Raw genomic sequence first — 14,194 nt, forward strand, 5'->3', positions numbered from 1 at the left:
TAACCCGATCGCGCAAACCTGTCTACTTGGTGCCGAACATTCGGTCGCCGGCATCGCCCAGGCCCGGCACGATGTAGCCGTGGTCATTGAGCCGCTCGTCGATCGCGGCGGTCCAGACCGGCACGTCGGGATGCTCGCTCTGGAACTGCGCGATGCCTTCGGGTGCGGCCAGAAGGCAGACGAAGCGGATGTCGCGGGCGCCGCGCGCCTTGAGCAGGGAGGCGCCGGCGCAGGCCGAGTTGCCGGTCGCCAGCATCGGGTCCATCAGGATCACGGTGCGGTCGGACAGGTCCTGCGGCGCCTTGAAGTAATATTCCACGGCCTGCAATGTCTCGGGATCGCGGTAGAGTCCGATATGGGCGATGCGCGCCGAGGGCATTAGCGCCAGCATGCCGTCGAGGAAGCCGACGCCGGCGCGCAGGATCGGCGCCAGCGTGAGCTTCTTGCCGGCGATCTTCGGTGCCCGCATCGGCGAGATCGGCGTCTCGATCTCCACCAGCTCCAAAGGCAGATCGCGCGTCACCTCGTAGCCGAGCAGCATCCCGATCTCGTTCAGGATCTCGCGAAAACTCTTGGTCGAGCGGTCCTTCTCCCGCATGAGGGAGAGCTTGTGCTGGACCAGGGGGTGGGCGACGACGTTGACGCGGCTTGTGCTCATGAAACCGATCTACACGGTTCCGTGAAATAGCGCCAGATCGGCCAGATCTTTTCGCGGGGATACGCGGCCTCACGCGGGCATCGCGACAGCGCTACGTACCCGGCTGCTCGCCGCGTAGGCAGCCATGGTCAATTCACGGTCCATCGATGTGCCGGGTTCTAAACTCCCAGCCCGCGTGCCACGAGCGTGATCACGATTGTCAGGACCGCGCCCCAGATCAGGCTCAGCGTCATGGTCAGGACCGTCGTCGTGACCGCCTGCTCCAGATTTCCCTTGAGGAGCTGCATGCTATTTGTCCGTGCCAGGCGCGACGCCGATGCGCAGGCCGAGCAGCAATGCACCTATCACCGCAACCAGGATGGCGATCTTGAGCTCGATCATGTCCGCAGCCTTGTCGCCGCGCGGGCCAGGAGCCGCCTCGCGCCCTCCGCCAGCGCAATCAGCGGATTGCCGCGGTTCTCGATATCGAGCTCGAAGGTCTCGGCGGGAAACACCAGCGCGCATCTTGCGAGGCCACTCTGCCGGTTGGCGAAATCGACCGCTGAGCTCTTGAACAGGAAGAGACCGCCGACGCGCCCATGCGCCTCGCGCGCGACCCAGAGGCCGGCGCCGTTGCGCCCGATGAAGAAGGCGGGGATGGCGGTGCTGATGACATCCGGGTCGATCGGTCCAAGGCACGCCGCGGACGCGGCCATTGTCGGTCGCTCGGGCTGGCGACGCGTGGCTTGAAGGGCGATCGCGGTCATCGCGGCTTCCTCACACATCTGCAAGGTCATGATGGTCTCCCATGCCGTCAGGCGTGGAGGTGCCAGACATAGATCGCGGTCTTCAGCGCGATCAGCGCTGTGAGCACGCTGCCCATCGAGAGCAGGGTCAGCGCGCTGAGCGCGATGCGCTTGAGCTGCGCCTTGCGCTCCGGCGAGATCCGTGCGGGGCGTTCGGCCCAGCCAAGGGAGCGCTCAACGCCATGTGTCAGCATCGACATGTCTGCATTCCTTCGTCAGCATGGCGGTGGCCGAGGCCGCCGCGATCTGCCTCCTATGATGTCCATCGTTGCGTAGGATTGCGAGATGAGCGCCGAGGCACCAGTATAGGAATGCTATAAGGACGCCGTCCGTCGCGCCGGCAGCCCTCTGAAGAGACCGGGGTTCCGCTTCGGCCGGGCCTGAGACGGCGCAGGATCCGAATGCGTCATCCCGATCGCTGCGGCAAAGGCGTTCCGCAGCCGCGGTTCCTCGATCTGCTTGCAGAAGCATTCCAGCGTCGCTTCCACACTCTGCTGCGGCCCGCTGATGGCCGCACAGAGTTGCGAGCTGGTCCGCCGAAAGAAGTGGAGGGAGTCCCTGGCGCCGCCGCCCAGATGATCGAGCTCCGCCGCGAGCGCGGCGACATTAAGCCTGTCGGACTCATCGAGCGTCACGGCAAATCGCAGCAGCGCGAGCTGCCAGGCGCGGAGCAGCCTGTGAGGCCTTTCGATTGATTGCCGCATGGGGATACTCGGATGCCGTGCGACGCCTCAGGCGCCGACGCGGTCGATCAGCTCCTCGTCGGCGATCGCGGCGAATGCGCGTACCACTTCCCTCTGCGCGGCTGCGTCCAGCGGAACGATCGGAAGCCTTGTGGCGGGCGACATCAGGCCAAGCACGCCGAGCGCACATTTAAGTGCGGCCGGGCTCTCCTTCCCGAGGCAGGCGATCAAGGGGATCAGGCGCTTGTGCAGGTAGCGGGTGGATTGCAGCCGGCCCTGCCTGACATGTGAAAAAATCGTGCGGCAGAGATCGGGCGCGATGTTGGCAACCTCCGAGATCGCGCCATCGCCGCCGTCCGCGATGAAGCCGAAGGCGGTGGTGTCGTCGCCGGATAGACAGCGAAAGCCGGCAGGCAGTCGGCGGGACAGGCGCATCGGGCGGGTGATGTCGCCGCTCGCATCGCGCAGGCCCACGAACTGGCGCGATTCGACGAGACGCAGAAGCGTCTCGTCGGCGAGCGGGCGCAGCGTGCGGGAGGGTACGTCGTGCAGGATCACGGGCAGGCCGATCGAGCCGGAAATGGCGCGGAAGTGCGCGAGCATTCCTTCCTGCATCGGCCTGTTGTAGGCGGGCACCACCGACATCACGGCATCGGCGCCGGCAGCTTCCGCGCGCCGCGCGAGTTCGATGGCGTGGCTCGTTGAATTCGAGACGGCGCCGGCAATGATCCGCACGCGGCCACGCGCGACATCGACCGCGGTGCGAATGATCAGCCCCTGCTCGGCCGGCGAGAGCGTCGGTGCCTCGCCGGCGGTCTCGCACACCACCAGTGCGGGCACGCCGGCCGTGATCTGACGCTCGCAGAGCGCGGCGAACGCCTTCAGGTCGATGGCGTCGGCCGAATCGAACGGTGTCGGCAGGTCCGGTATGAACCCGGTGAACCAGGCGGAGGGCGGGATGAACATGGCTTTTTGCCGAGGGGCTCAGGCGGCGCGCTTGGGAGCGGCGGCATCGGGCCTGCTGCCCATGTCGAGCTCGATCTCGCGCGGCAGCTCGATGATGGTCTCGGGGTGCTGTCCGTTTTCGAACAGCGCATATTTGATGGCCTGGGCGCGGTTGACGAAGAGGCCACCGTAGAGGCCGTTCTGCTGCTGGGCGACCCACTGTCCCCTGTGGTTGCGGCCGATGAAGACGACGGTCGAGGGAGAGCTGCACGAGGGAGGTTCGACGAGTTTCACTTTCGTATTCCTTCCAATTGATGCGGGCGGCGGGTGCGTGTCCCGCGACCACCCGATCAATATCTTTTCAAGCGAATATGATTTCGAGTGAGGCTGCGCGACGATCTCATAGGAAGGTCATAAAGCCTGATGTTCAGGCTAGCTCGTTGACGACCTGAATCAGCGCGAACAGCGCGCCGAAGGCAACGCCCTCGTCCCAATGATTGAGGACGGCACCGAACAGCGGCTCGCGCCTGACGAGGCCGGCGAGAGCGCATAGGATGATCGACATCCAGAGCAGGGCGGAGAGGCTCCGTGCAAAGCCGACGCTGCCGAAGGCTGCAAAGGCGACGAGCAGTGCGATGCGGACGGCAAAGCGCGCGATCACCCGCGTCGGGCTGAGGACCCGCGACATGTTCGAAGATTGCGGCAAGGCGCGAACCTCCGCTTGGCTTAGCTGAAATTCTCGCAGGCGACCGGCTGATAGAGCGGGTCCCGGGCGGGGCGCACGGTGGGAACGCTCGGCCGCGATACCTCCACGGCCAATGCCTGTACCTCGATGAAGGCCGACAGCAAGGCCAGTGCGAGATCGGCATGCCGGGCTTCGACAGCGGCGTCGAGCCAGTCCGGTAGTTCGCGCTCGCGCGACAGCGCGCAATGCCACTCGCCCTCGTCATAGGCGATGCGGCGGACCTGCCACATCGGCAGCTCGAGCTCGATCAGCGCCAGCGCGGCGTCGGTCCAGGCCTCGGCATCGACCAGGCGCATGATACGCGCACTGCGCTCGCTCCTCCCGCGCGACGGGAAGCGCCGGCAGGCCTGATCGATGATGTCGAGCATCAGCGGACGCGTCATTGCCGGTGCCGCGCGAAGCTGCTGGTCGAGGGAAGGTGGGGCAAGGCGTCGGAGAACGGCGGTCATGTCAGGCCTCCTGGAATTGGCGTCGGTCAGTCGGCCGGCCTCTCCAAGATGGCTGGAAGCGCATTTGAAAACGAGATGGGGACGGAACGGGAGATATAAGGATTTCATAAGTGCACGGAATCTTCCGGATAAGAGCGACAGATCCCCGGCCGCCGTCGCCGCCGAAGGTCGAGGCTTATAGAAGCAGGGCTTTTTGAAAAGACCCTGGCCATGGCCTGCCTTAACAACGGTAGTGAAGGCAACGTTGGCTTGTGTCGCTGCGCTGCCTGCTCGGAACGACCGCCCGGAATGCAGTGTCGGTGCCACATGGCGGACAGCCGCGACGCGCCGGCACTTATGGAATTCATATAACTTCGTCATAGGCCTCATCTCGAAAACCTATGCCGGTGGTGGCACTTCAACACGGTCAAAAGTCCCGGCTGGTGCCGTGGAAATGCTTTGCATTTCCTTCGTTCCACGCGCTCGCCGGACGTCTGAGAAACGGTTGCGTCCGACATAAAGCCGCAACGAGGAGCATTCCCATGATGGACATTCTGATGCTGGCGCTGGGCTTTGGCTTCTTCGCGCTCGCGATCGGCTACACCTACGCCTGCGAACGGCTGTGAGGGAGCGGACCATGACCTTCGATTATTCGCTCGCCGCCGTCGTCTCGCTCGGTCTCCTGTTCTACCTCACTTACGCGCTGCTGCGGCCCGAGCGCTTCTGACCGTGCTGCTGCTTCTCGAATTGCTGCTCGCGGACGCCGCGCTCGTGGCGTGCCTGCTTGCCCTGATCCTGCCGCTCCTGCGCAGGTCAAACGTCCTAAAGGGTTGATGCCATGACTATGATCGGTTGGCTCCAGATCATTCTTTTCTGCGCGATCATTGTCGCGCTGACCAAGCCGCTCGGCTGGTACATGACGCGTGTTTTCAACGGCGAGCGGACGTTCCTGTCGCCGGTGCTGCGGCCGATCGAGGCCGGCATCTACTGGTTTTCCGGCGTCGAAGAGAGGCGCGAGCAGCATTGGCTGACCTACACGGTCTCGATGCTGCTGTTCCATGTCGGCGGCTTCCTCATCATCTACGGCGTGATGCGGCTTCAGGCGGTGTTGCCCTTCAACCCGGCCGGGCAGGGCGCGGTCGCCCAGGATCTCTCCTTCAACACCGCGATTTCCTTCATCACGAACACCAACTGGCAGAATTACGGCGGCGAGAGCACGGTATCCTATCTCGTGCAGATGCTCGGCCTGACGCACCAGAATTTCCTGTCGGCGGCGACCGGCATCGCGCTCGCGGTGGCCATGATCCGCGGATTCTCGCGCGCCTCGATGCGCACGGTCGGCAATTTCTGGGTCGACGTCACCCGCACGACACTTTACGTGCTGCTGCCGATCTGTGTCGTCTACACGCTGTTCCTGGTCTGGCAGGGCATGCCGCAGACGCTCGGTGATTACGTCGAGGCCACGACGCTCGAAGGCGCCAAGCAGACCATCGCGGTCGGCCCGGTGGCCTCGCAGGTCGCGATCAAGATGCTCGGCACCAACGGCGGCGGTTTCTTCAACGCCAACGCCGCCCATCCCTTCGAGAACCCGACCGCGCTGTCGAATCTCGTGCAGATGCTCTCGATCTTCCTGATCGGCGCGGCCATGACCAATGTGTTCGGCCGCATGGTCGGCAACCAGCGCCAGGGCTGGGCGATCTTCGCGGTGATGGGCGTGCTGTTCATCGCCGGTGTCTCCATCACCTACTGGGCGGAAGCCAACGGCACCTCGATCATGCATGCGCTCGGTCTCACCGGCGGCAACATGGAGGGCAAGGAAGTCCGCTTCGGCATCGTCGCATCCTCGCTGTTCGCCGTGGTGACCACGGCCGCCTCGTGCGGCGCGGTCAACGCCATGCATGACAGCTTCACCGCGCTCGGCGGCATGATCCCGCTGATCAACATGCAGCTCGGCGAAGTCATCATCGGCGGCGTCGGCGCCGGCCTCTATGGCATGCTGCTGTTCGTCGTGCTCGCGATCTTCGTCGCCGGCCTGATGGTCGGCCGCACACCGGAATATGTCGGCAAGAAGATCGAGGCGCGCGAGGTCAAGATGGCGATGCTCGCGATCCTGGTGCTGCCGCTGATGTATCTTGGCTGGACCGCGGTCAGCGTGGTCTATCCGGCGGCGGTCGCCTCCATGGCGAATGCGGGCCCGCATGGCTTCACCGAGGTGCTCTATGCCTTCACCTCGGCGACCGGCAACAACGGCTCGGCCTTCGCGGGCCTCACCGGCAACACGTTGTTCTACAACCTCACCCTCGCATCCGCGATGTTCGTCGGCCGGTTCTTCATGATCGTCCCGGCGATGGCGATTGCGGGCTCGCTGGCTGCCAAGAAGTCGATCCCGCCGTCGGCGGGTACGTTCCCGACCACGGGCGGCCTGTTCGTCGGCCTCGTCGTGGGCGTGATCCTGATCATCGGCGGCCTGACCTTCTTCCCGGCTCTCGCGCTCGGCCCGATCGTCGAGCAACTCGCGATGAACGCCGGCAACGTCTTCTGATTGTTTGGAGTGACCTCCATGGATACGATGAAACTGCAAAAACGTGCCCCGATGTCGGCAATGCTCGATCCCAAGATCGTTCTGCCCGCGATCAGCGCGTCCTTCACCAAGCTCGACCCGCGGCTGATGATCAAGAACCCCGTGATGTTCGTGGTCGAGATCGTGGCCGCGCTCACCACGGTGATCTTCCTGCGCGACCTCGTCACCGGCGGCGAGAATCTCGGCTTCACCTTCCAGATCATCCTCTGGCTCTGGTTCACGGTGCTGTTCGCCAATTTCGCCGAAGCGGTGGCCGAAGGCCGCGGCAAGGCACAGGCCGAATCGTTGCGCAAGACCCGCACCGAGAGCCAGGCCAAGCTCCTGAGCGGCGCGGGACAGGCTTTCACGCTGGTGCCGGGCACCAGCCTGAAGGTCGGCGACATCGTGCTGGTCGAGGCCGGTGACGTCATCCCCTCCGACGGCGAGGTGATCGAGGGCGTGGCCTCCGTCAACGAGGCCGCCATCACCGGCGAGTCCGCGCCCGTGATCCGCGAGTCCGGCGGCGACCGGTCGGCGGTGACCGGCGGCACGCAGGTGCTGTCCGACTGGATCCGTGTCCGCATCACGGCCGCGCAAGGCTCGACCTTCATCGACCGCATGATCAAGCTGGTCGAGGGCGCCGAGCGGCAGAAGACGCCGAATGAGATCGCGCTCAACATCCTGCTCGCGGGCCTCACCATCATCTTCGTGTTCGCCACCGTCACCATTCCGAGCTATGCGGCTTATGCCGGCGGCTCGATATCGGTGGTCGTGCTGGTCGCTCTGTTCGTGACGCTGATCCCGACCACGATCGGCGCGCTGCTTTCGGCGATCGGTATCGCCGGCATGGACCGCCTGGTCCGCTTCAACGTGCTGGCGATGTCGGGCCGTGCGGTCGAGGCTGCCGGTGACGTCGACACGCTGCTGCTCGACAAGACCGGTACGATCACGCTCGGCAACCGTCAGGCGACCGCGTTCCGTCCGGTGCGCGGCGTCACCGAGCAGGAGCTCGCGGACGCAGCCCAGCTCGCCTCGCTCGCCGACGAGACCCCGGAAGGCCGCTCGATCGTCGTGCTGGCGAAGGAGAAGTATTCCATCCGCAGCCGGGACATGGCCGAGCTTGGCGCCACCTTCATTCCGTTCACGGCGCAAACCCGCATGAGCGGTGTCGATGCCGGCGGCTCGTCGGTGCGGAAGGGCGCGGTCGATGCCATGCTCAACTATGTCGGCGGCGGTGCGCCGCTGGCCGTTGCCTCCGGCAACACCGCGCGCGCCATCCAGCCTGCGGTGCTTTCCGACGTCGGCCGTGAAGTCCAGACCATTGCCGACGAGATCTCGAAAGCGGGCGGAACGCCGCTTGCGGTCGCCAAGGACGGCAAGCTGCTCGGCGTCATCCAGCTCAAGGATATCGTCAAGGGCGGCATCCGCGAGCGCTTCGCAGAACTGCGCCGCATGGGCATCCGCACCATCATGATCACGGGCGACAACCCGATGACGGCCGCTGCGATCGCGGCCGAAGCCGGCGTCGATGATTTCCTCGCGCAGGCAACGCCCGAGGACAAGCTCAAGCTGATCCGCGACGAGCAGGCCAAGGGTAAGCTGGTCGCCATGTGCGGCGACGGCACCAACGACGCGCCGGCGCTTGCCCAGGCCGACGTCGGCGTCGCCATGAACACCGGCACCCAGGCCGCCCGCGAGGCCGGCAACATGGTCGACCTCGATTCCAACCCGACCAAGCTGATCGAGGTGGTCGAGATCGGCAAGCAGCTGCTGATGACACGCGGTGCGCTGACGACGTTCTCGATCGCCAACGACGTCGCAAAGTATTTTGCGATCATCCCGGCGATGTTCCTGGCGTTCTACCCGCAGCTCAACGTGCTCAACGTCATGAACCTGTCGAGCCCGCAGAGCGCCATCCTGTCGGCGATCATCTTCAACGCGCTGGTCATCATCGCGCTGATCCCGCTGGCGCTGAAGGGCGTGGCCTATCGCGCGGTCGGTGCCGGCGCATTGCTGAGGCGCAACCTCCTGATCTACGGCCTCGGCGGCATCGTGATTCCCTTCATCGGCATCAAGGCGATCGACCTCGTCGTCACCGCCTTGCATCTGGCTTGATCGTCGTCGCGGGGCGCACCGCGCCCCGCGCAATGACGAAAGATTTGGAGACCTAAAATGCTTAGAGAAATTCGCCCCGCCATCGTCCTGCTGCTGGTGCTCACCGCCATCACCGGCCTGGCCTATCCGCTCGCAATGACCGCTATTGCCGGTGCGATCTTCCCCTCACAGGCGCAGGGCAGCCTGATCGAGCGGGACGGCAAGGTGATCGGCTCCGCCCTGATCGGGCAGGAGTTCAAGGAGGACAAATATTTCCACGGCCGCCTCTCGGCGACTTTGGCCCCGGACCCGAATGATTCGACCAAGACGGTGTCGGCGCCCTACAACGCGGCCAACTCGGGCGGCTCCAACCTTGGCCCGACCAGCAAGGCGCTGGCTGACCGGCTCAAGGAGGATGTGGATAAGTTGAAGGCTGCAAATCCGAACGCCGCCGTGCCGGTCGACCTGGTCACCACCTCGGCCAGCGGCCTCGACCCGGACATCTCGCCGGAAGCGGCTGAATTTCAGGTGCCGCGGGTGGCGAAGGCGCGGAATCTGCCGGACGCTCAGGTCAAGCAGCTCGTGGCCTCCAACACCCAGGGCCGTTTGCTCGGCCTGATTGGCGAACCGCGGGTTAACGTTCTGGCACTGAACCTCGCGCTCGATCGCGCCACCGCGAAGTAGCGGTCTAGGCTGGGGGCGGGCGGATGATTATATTGGCCTGATGGTCCGAGAGCGCCGCGATCCCGAACAACGTCCGTCCCCTGAGGCGCTGCTTGAAGCCGCGCGCAGGGAGGAGAGCGCGAGCGGTAAGCTGAAGATCTTCGTCGGCGCCGCCCCCGGCGTCGGCAAGACCTACGAGATGCTGCAGAGCGCCCATGCCAGGCGCAAGGCGGGCATCGACGTGGTGGTTGGCTTTGTCGAGACCCATGGCCGCGCCGAGACCGAGGCGCTGGTGCGTGGGCTCGAGGTGGTGCCGCGCAAGAGGTTCGACTACCGCGGCCAGATCGTCGAGGAGATGGACCTCGATGCCGTGATCGAGCGCCGCCCTCGGCTCGCGCTGGTTGACGAGCTCGCTCATACCAATGCCGTCGGCAGCCGCCATCCCAAGCGCTATCTCGACGTCGAGGAGCTGCTGTCCCACGGCATCGACGTCTACACCGCCGTCAACATCCAGCATATCGAAAGCCTGAACGACGTCGTCGCCCAGATCACCCATGTGCGGGTGCGCGAGACCGTGCCGGACTCGGTCTTCGACCGCGCCGATGCGATCGAGCTGATCGACCTCACGCCCGACGATTTGATCCAGCGGCTGCGGGAGGGCAAGGTCTATGTGCCAAAGCAGGCCGAGCGGGCGCTGGAGCACTATTTCTCCCCGGGCAATCTGACCGCGCTGCGCGAGCTGGCGCTGCGGCGTACGGCCGAGCGGGTCGACGAGCAGCTTCTCAATCACATGCAGGCGAATGCCATCGCCGGCCCCTGGGCCGCGGGCGAGCGCATCCTCGTCTGCATCAGCGAGGATCCGCGTGCGGCCGGGCTCGTGCGCTACACCAAGCGGCTGGCCGACCGGCTGCATGCGCAATTCACCGCGATCTCGATCGAGACCCGGCGGTCGCTCCAGCTTTCGGACGAGGAACGCGACCGTCTCGCCGATACGCTGCGGCTTGCCGAATCGCTGGGCGGTGAAGCGCTGACCATTCCAGCTGTCGGCCGCCGTATCGCCGACGACGTCATCAACTTCGCGCAAGGCAACAACGTCACCCAGATCGTGATCGGGAAATCGACGCGCTCGCGGTGGTTCGAACTGACGCGCGGCTCGGTCGTGCATGATCTCGTGCGCAGTGCCGGCAATATCAGCGTTCATGTCATTCCCGGCGATGAGCTCACGACCGAGCCGGCGCCGAAGACGGCGGTTCAGACGGCGGCACGGGCAGAGGCGTTTGACGCACGTCCCTATTTGAAGGCGCTCGGGATCACCGCGCTCGGCCTTGCCGCAGCGGTGGCCATCAAGCCGTATTTCGGCATCGAAAACGTCGACCTGATGTTCCTGACCGCGGTTGTCGCCGTGGCTGTTCGCTACGGGTTGTGGCCGTCGCTCCTTGCGAGCGTTGCGGCGTCGCTGGCGTACAACTTCTTCTTCCTGCCGCCGGTGTACACTTTCACCATTACCGACCCGACCAATGTCGCGGCGTTCTTCTTTTTTATGTTGATCGCGTTCGTGGTGTCGAACGTCGCCGGACGGGTGCGCACGCAGGCGGACACCGCGCTCGGCCGCATCCGCACGACCGAGCAGCTCTATGCGTTCAGCCGCAAGCTCACGGGCACCGGCACGCTCGACGATGTGCTCTGGGCGACTGCCTATCAAACTGCGCTGATGCTGAAGGTTCGCGTGGTCCTGCTGCTGCCGGAGGAAGGGCTGCTCACGGTGAAGTCCGGCTATCCGCCCGAGGACCAGATCGACCAGGCCGATCTCGCCGCCGCCAATTGGGCCTGGAGCAATGATCGTCCCGCCGGCCGCGGCTCGGACACGCTGCCAGGTGCCAAGCGCCTGTTCCTGCCGATGCGCACCGGGCGTGGTCCGATCGGCGTCATCGGTATCGACAATGATCGCACCGGTCCGCTGCTGACCCCCGACCAGCGCCGGCTGCTCGATGCACTCGTCGACCAGGGCGCGCTGGCAATCGAGCGCGTGCTGCTGGTCGAGGACGTGGATCGCGTCAAGCGCACCGTCGAATCCGAGCGGTTGCGCTCTGCGCTGCTGACCTCGATCTCGCACGATCTCAAGACGCCGCTGGCCTCCGTGCTTGGCGCGGCTTCGACCATGCGCGATCTCGCCGGTGCACTCTCCGACACCGAGAAGCGCGATCTGCTCGCCACCGTGATCGACGAGTCAGAGCGCCTCAACCGCTTCATCGCCAATCTGCTCGACATGACAAAGCTCGAATCAGGCGCCATCGTGCCCAATGCGGCACTGCACGATCTCGGCGAGATCGTCGGCAGCGCGCTGCGGCGTGCGAGCAAGATATTGACCGCGCACAAGGTGGAACTGGTGCTGGCGGCCGATCTGCCGATGCTTCAGCTCGATGCCGTGCTGTTCGAGCAAGTGCTGTTCAATCTGCTCGACAATGCCGCGAAATATTCGTTGCCCGATACAACGATCTCGATCCGCAGCCGGCGCGAGGGGAACCATGTTGTGCTAGAGATCGCCGACCAGGGTGGCGGCATTCCGCCTGACGAGCTCGAGAGCGTGTTCGACAAGTTCTATCGCGTGCAGAAGGGCGACCATGTCCGTCCCGGCACCGGGCTGGGGCTCGCCATCTCCCGCGGCTTCGTCGAGGCGATGCGGGGCACGATCTCGGCCGCCAACCGCGGCGACCGCAGCGGTGCGATCCTCACCATCCGGTTGCCCGTTCCGGCACGGACCCACGCATTGGATACAGCCGCATGAGTGCCGCCCCGATCAAGGTTCTGGTCATCGACGACGAGCCGCCGATCCGAAAATTGCTGCGGATGGGGCTCTCGACGCAAGGCTACGAGATCCTGGAAGCGTCGAACGGAAAGACCGCGCTCGAGAAGCTCGCGGAAGAGCCCGCGCTGATCATCCTCGATCTCGGCCTGCCGGACATCCAGGGCCACGAATTGCTGCGCACCATCCGTGGCCGCAACGAGGGCGTGCCGATCGTGGTGCTGTCGAGCCGCGGCGACGAGGCCGGCAAGGTGCAGGCGCTCGATCTCGGCGCCGACGATTATCTGACAAAGCCGTTCGGCATGGACGAGCTGTTGGCGCGCCTGCGTGCGGCGCTGCGGCACCAGCTCCAGGTCAAGGGCGAGCGTCCGGTGTTCCGCACCGGGGATCTTTCCGTTGATCTCGTGCGCCGCATCGTCAAGGTCGGCGAGCGCGAGATAAAGCTGTCACCGAAGGAGTACGATCTTTTGCGCGTGCTGGTGCAGCACGCCGGCAAGGTGCTGACCCATCGTTTCCTGCTCAAGGAGCTCTGGGACGAACTGACGGATGCGCAATATCTGCGCGTCTATGTCCGCCAGCTCCGCCAGAAGATCGAAGCCGACCCCGAACGCCCGCAATATGTGCTGACGGAGACGGGGATCGGGTATCGGCTGAAGGCGGGGGATTAGTTGTCGACGTCAAACGACCCGTCATGGCCGGGCTTGACCCGGCCATCCACGCCTTGACGTGCGGCACGAAGAACGTGGATGCCCGGGACAAGCCCGGGCATGACGGCAGAGGTTGTGGCGCGAGCCTGCAATCACATCGTCATTGCGAGCGCAGCGAAGCAATCCAGAGTCCTTCCGCGGAAAGATCCTGGATTGCTTCGCTGCGCTCGCAATGACGGAGGCAATCAGCCCGCCTTCCTGTGCCGGGCCGTCGACCGCTGGGTCTTCCTCGTCGCTCTTTGCTTTCCCGTCGCGCGGCGTTCGCTGGGTTTGGCCGGCGTCTTCTTCCCGCCGCGTCCCTTCAGGCTCTGCTTCAGCGCGTCCATCAGGCTGACGACGTTGCTCGGCCGCTCCTCGCGCTCCGGCCGCTCGATGGTCTTGCCGCTGGCCTTGCGCTTCACCAGCGCCTTCAGTGCGGTCTCGTACTCGTCCTTGAACTTGCTCGGGTCGAAATGTGCGGCCTTGGTATGCAGGATGTGGCTGGCGAGCTCGACCATGTCCTTGGTGATCTTGGGGCTCTTGATGTCGTCGAAGAACTGGTCCTCGTCGCGCAGCTCATAGGGGAAGCGCAACGTGGTGCCGAGCAGGCCCTTGCCGAGCGGTTCGATCGCGATGATGTGCTCACGGTTGGTGAGCACGATTTTTGCGAGCGCCACGCGGTCCTGGTCCTTCATCGCGTCGCGGATCACGGCAAAAGCATCGACCGCAGCCTTGCCGTCGGGCGCGATATAATAGGGATGATTGAGATAGCGCTGGTCGATCTCGTCGCTCGGCACGAAACTCTCGATGTCGATGGTGTGGTTGCTCTCGATCTGGACCGCCTCGAGCTCCTCCGGCTCGATCTCGACATATTTGCCCTTGCGCAGCTCGTAGCCGCGTCCCTTCTGGTCGCTCTCGACCACGTCACCGGTCCTGGAGTCCACCATCTGCTGCTTGAGCCGGTTTCCAGTCTCGCGGTTGATCATGTGAAACCGCGTCTTCTCGGCCGCGGTGGTCGCGGGATAGAGCGCGACCGGGCAACTGACCAGCGAGAGCCTTAACGTTCCCTTCCAATAGGCGCGCGGGGCCATTCCGTTCTCCAGCGTTTCAAGGCATTTTGGAACCCCAACAGCCCCATCGGGTT

The 14,194-nt window shown here is 64.8% G+C and carries 17 protein-coding genes; 8 read left to right on the plus strand and 9 right to left on the minus strand.

Translation table 11 applies throughout. The features are described 5' to 3' along the window. Positions 1–22: 22 nt before the first annotated feature. From upp to QJT78_RS02255, 4 genes are all read right to left on the minus strand, one after another. Complete coding sequence (gene upp, locus QJT78_RS02240; protein ID WP_028147083.1) at positions 23–658, minus strand: uracil phosphoribosyltransferase; 636 nt, start codon at positions 656–658, stop codon at positions 23–25. A gap of 158 nt (positions 659–816) precedes the next feature. After that, positions 817–945: a hypothetical protein gene (locus QJT78_RS02245; RefSeq protein WP_264653559.1), complete on the minus strand. Its 129-nt coding sequence runs from the start codon at positions 943–945 to the stop codon at positions 817–819. Between the two features lie 90 nt (positions 946–1,035). Beyond that, positions 1,036–1,434 carry a hypothetical protein gene (locus QJT78_RS02250; protein WP_028147082.1) on the minus strand — a complete coding sequence of 133 codons (399 nt, stop codon included), beginning with the start codon at positions 1,432–1,434 and terminating at the stop codon, positions 1,036–1,038. 17 nt (positions 1,435–1,451) lie between these two features. After that, positions 1,452–1,643, minus strand: coding sequence for a hypothetical protein (locus QJT78_RS02255; RefSeq protein WP_028147081.1), 192 nt, complete (start codon positions 1,641–1,643; stop codon positions 1,452–1,454). A gap of 201 nt (positions 1,644–1,844) precedes the next feature. Between QJT78_RS02255 and QJT78_RS02260 the strand changes: the two genes are divergently transcribed. Further along, entirely contained in the window at positions 1,845–2,138 is a 294-nt protein-coding gene (locus QJT78_RS02260) for a hypothetical protein (RefSeq protein ID WP_155257701.1), read from the plus strand. A 36-nt stretch (positions 2,139–2,174) separates the two neighbouring features. On the opposite strand, the gene dapA is transcribed toward QJT78_RS02260, so the two are convergent. The 4 genes from dapA to QJT78_RS02280 all read right to left on the minus strand — a co-directional run bounded on the left by dapA (position 2,175) and on the right by QJT78_RS02280 (position 4,265). Further along, positions 2,175–3,092: a 4-hydroxy-tetrahydrodipicolinate synthase gene (dapA, locus tag QJT78_RS02265; RefSeq protein ID WP_028147079.1), complete on the minus strand. Its 918-nt coding sequence runs from the start codon at positions 3,090–3,092 to the stop codon at positions 2,175–2,177. 18 nt (positions 3,093–3,110) lie between these two features. Next, entirely contained in the window at positions 3,111–3,365 is a 255-nt protein-coding gene (locus QJT78_RS02270; RefSeq protein ID WP_049807383.1) for a hypothetical protein, read from the minus strand. Between the two features lie 133 nt (positions 3,366–3,498). Beyond that, on the minus strand, positions 3,499–3,777 hold the full coding sequence (locus QJT78_RS02275) for a hypothetical protein (protein ID WP_028147077.1): 279 nt from the start codon (positions 3,775–3,777) through the stop codon (positions 3,499–3,501). 20 nt (positions 3,778–3,797) lie between these two features. Next, the gene (locus QJT78_RS02280; RefSeq protein ID WP_028147076.1) at positions 3,798–4,265 is read right to left on the minus strand and encodes a hypothetical protein; all 468 of its coding nucleotides are present in this window, start codon (positions 4,263–4,265) and stop codon (positions 3,798–3,800) included. 380 nt (positions 4,266–4,645) lie between these two features. Between QJT78_RS02280 and QJT78_RS02285 the strand changes: the two genes are divergently transcribed. The 7 genes from QJT78_RS02285 to QJT78_RS02315 all read left to right on the plus strand — a co-directional run bounded on the left by QJT78_RS02285 (position 4,646) and on the right by QJT78_RS02315 (position 13,032). Next, a complete protein-coding gene (locus QJT78_RS02285; protein WP_085965673.1) occupies positions 4,646–4,870 on the plus strand; it encodes a hypothetical protein in 225 nt (74 codons plus the stop codon). A gap of 11 nt (positions 4,871–4,881) precedes the next feature. Beyond that, positions 4,882–4,971, plus strand: a complete 90-nt coding sequence (locus QJT78_RS02290) for a K(+)-transporting ATPase subunit F (protein ID WP_041953522.1) — start codon at positions 4,882–4,884, stop codon at positions 4,969–4,971. A gap of 111 nt (positions 4,972–5,082) precedes the next feature. Beyond that, positions 5,083–6,786 carry a potassium-transporting ATPase subunit KdpA gene (kdpA, locus tag QJT78_RS02295; RefSeq protein ID WP_028147075.1) on the plus strand — a complete coding sequence of 568 codons (1,704 nt, stop codon included), beginning with the start codon at positions 5,083–5,085 and terminating at the stop codon, positions 6,784–6,786. Between the two features lie 18 nt (positions 6,787–6,804). After that, entirely contained in the window at positions 6,805–8,919 is a 2,115-nt protein-coding gene (gene kdpB / locus QJT78_RS02300; RefSeq protein ID WP_038941836.1) for a potassium-transporting ATPase subunit KdpB, read from the plus strand. 57 nt (positions 8,920–8,976) lie between these two features. Continuing rightward, positions 8,977–9,582 carry a K(+)-transporting ATPase subunit C gene (locus tag QJT78_RS02305; protein ID WP_028147073.1) on the plus strand — a complete coding sequence of 202 codons (606 nt, stop codon included), beginning with the start codon at positions 8,977–8,979 and terminating at the stop codon, positions 9,580–9,582. 40 nt (positions 9,583–9,622) lie between these two features. Then, a complete protein-coding gene (locus QJT78_RS02310) occupies positions 9,623–12,346 on the plus strand; it encodes a sensor histidine kinase KdpD (RefSeq protein WP_038941837.1) in 2,724 nt (907 codons plus the stop codon). Then, the gene (locus tag QJT78_RS02315) at positions 12,343–13,032 is read left to right on the plus strand and encodes a response regulator transcription factor (protein WP_028147071.1); all 690 of its coding nucleotides are present in this window, start codon (positions 12,343–12,345) and stop codon (positions 13,030–13,032) included. The genes QJT78_RS02310 and QJT78_RS02315 overlap by 4 nt, the downstream gene beginning before the upstream one ends. Before the next feature lie 224 nt (positions 13,033–13,256). On the opposite strand, the gene QJT78_RS02320 is transcribed toward QJT78_RS02315, so the two are convergent. Next, positions 13,257–14,141, minus strand: coding sequence for a Ku protein (locus tag QJT78_RS02320; protein WP_028147070.1), 885 nt, complete (start codon positions 14,139–14,141; stop codon positions 13,257–13,259). Between the last annotated feature and the right edge of the window lie 53 nt (positions 14,142–14,194).

Origin of the sequence: Bradyrhizobium sp. Mp27 (genome assembly GCF_029953005.1) — a bacterium.
Lineage (GTDB): Bacteria > Pseudomonadota > Alphaproteobacteria > Rhizobiales > Xanthobacteraceae > Bradyrhizobium > Bradyrhizobium barranii.

What these genes read in the sequence shown, in the direction of transcription:
- upp (WP_028147083.1), bottom strand. Translation starts at nt 658, where the DNA reads ATGAGCACAAGCCGCGTCAACGTCGTCGCCCACCCCCTGGTCCAGCAC.
- QJT78_RS02245 (WP_264653559.1), bottom strand. Translation starts at nt 945, where the DNA reads ATGCAGCTCCTCAAGGGAAATCTGGAGCAGGCGGTCACGACGACGGTC.
- QJT78_RS02250 (WP_028147082.1), bottom strand. Translation starts at nt 1,434, where the DNA reads ATGACCTTGCAGATGTGTGAGGAAGCCGCGATGACCGCGATCGCCCTT.
- QJT78_RS02255 (WP_028147081.1), bottom strand. Translation starts at nt 1,643, where the DNA reads ATGTCGATGCTGACACATGGCGTTGAGCGCTCCCTTGGCTGGGCCGAA.
- QJT78_RS02260 (WP_155257701.1), top strand. Translation starts at nt 1,845, where the DNA reads ATGCGTCATCCCGATCGCTGCGGCAAAGGCGTTCCGCAGCCGCGGTTC.
- dapA (WP_028147079.1), bottom strand. Translation starts at nt 3,092, where the DNA reads ATGTTCATCCCGCCCTCCGCCTGGTTCACCGGGTTCATACCGGACCTG.
- QJT78_RS02280 (WP_028147076.1), bottom strand. Translation starts at nt 4,265, where the DNA reads ATGACCGCCGTTCTCCGACGCCTTGCCCCACCTTCCCTCGACCAGCAG.
- QJT78_RS02285 (WP_085965673.1), top strand. Translation starts at nt 4,646, where the DNA reads ATGCCGGTGGTGGCACTTCAACACGGTCAAAAGTCCCGGCTGGTGCCG.
- QJT78_RS02290 (WP_041953522.1), top strand. Translation starts at nt 4,882, where the DNA reads ATGACCTTCGATTATTCGCTCGCCGCCGTCGTCTCGCTCGGTCTCCTG.
- kdpA (WP_028147075.1), top strand. Translation starts at nt 5,083, where the DNA reads ATGACTATGATCGGTTGGCTCCAGATCATTCTTTTCTGCGCGATCATT.
- kdpB (WP_038941836.1), top strand. Translation starts at nt 6,805, where the DNA reads ATGGATACGATGAAACTGCAAAAACGTGCCCCGATGTCGGCAATGCTC.
- QJT78_RS02305 (WP_028147073.1), top strand. Translation starts at nt 8,977, where the DNA reads ATGCTTAGAGAAATTCGCCCCGCCATCGTCCTGCTGCTGGTGCTCACC.
- QJT78_RS02310 (WP_038941837.1), top strand. Translation starts at nt 9,623, where the DNA reads ATGGTCCGAGAGCGCCGCGATCCCGAACAACGTCCGTCCCCTGAGGCG.
- QJT78_RS02315 (WP_028147071.1), top strand. Translation starts at nt 12,343, where the DNA reads ATGAGTGCCGCCCCGATCAAGGTTCTGGTCATCGACGACGAGCCGCCG.
- QJT78_RS02320 (WP_028147070.1), bottom strand. Translation starts at nt 14,141, where the DNA reads ATGGCCCCGCGCGCCTATTGGAAGGGAACGTTAAGGCTCTCGCTGGTC.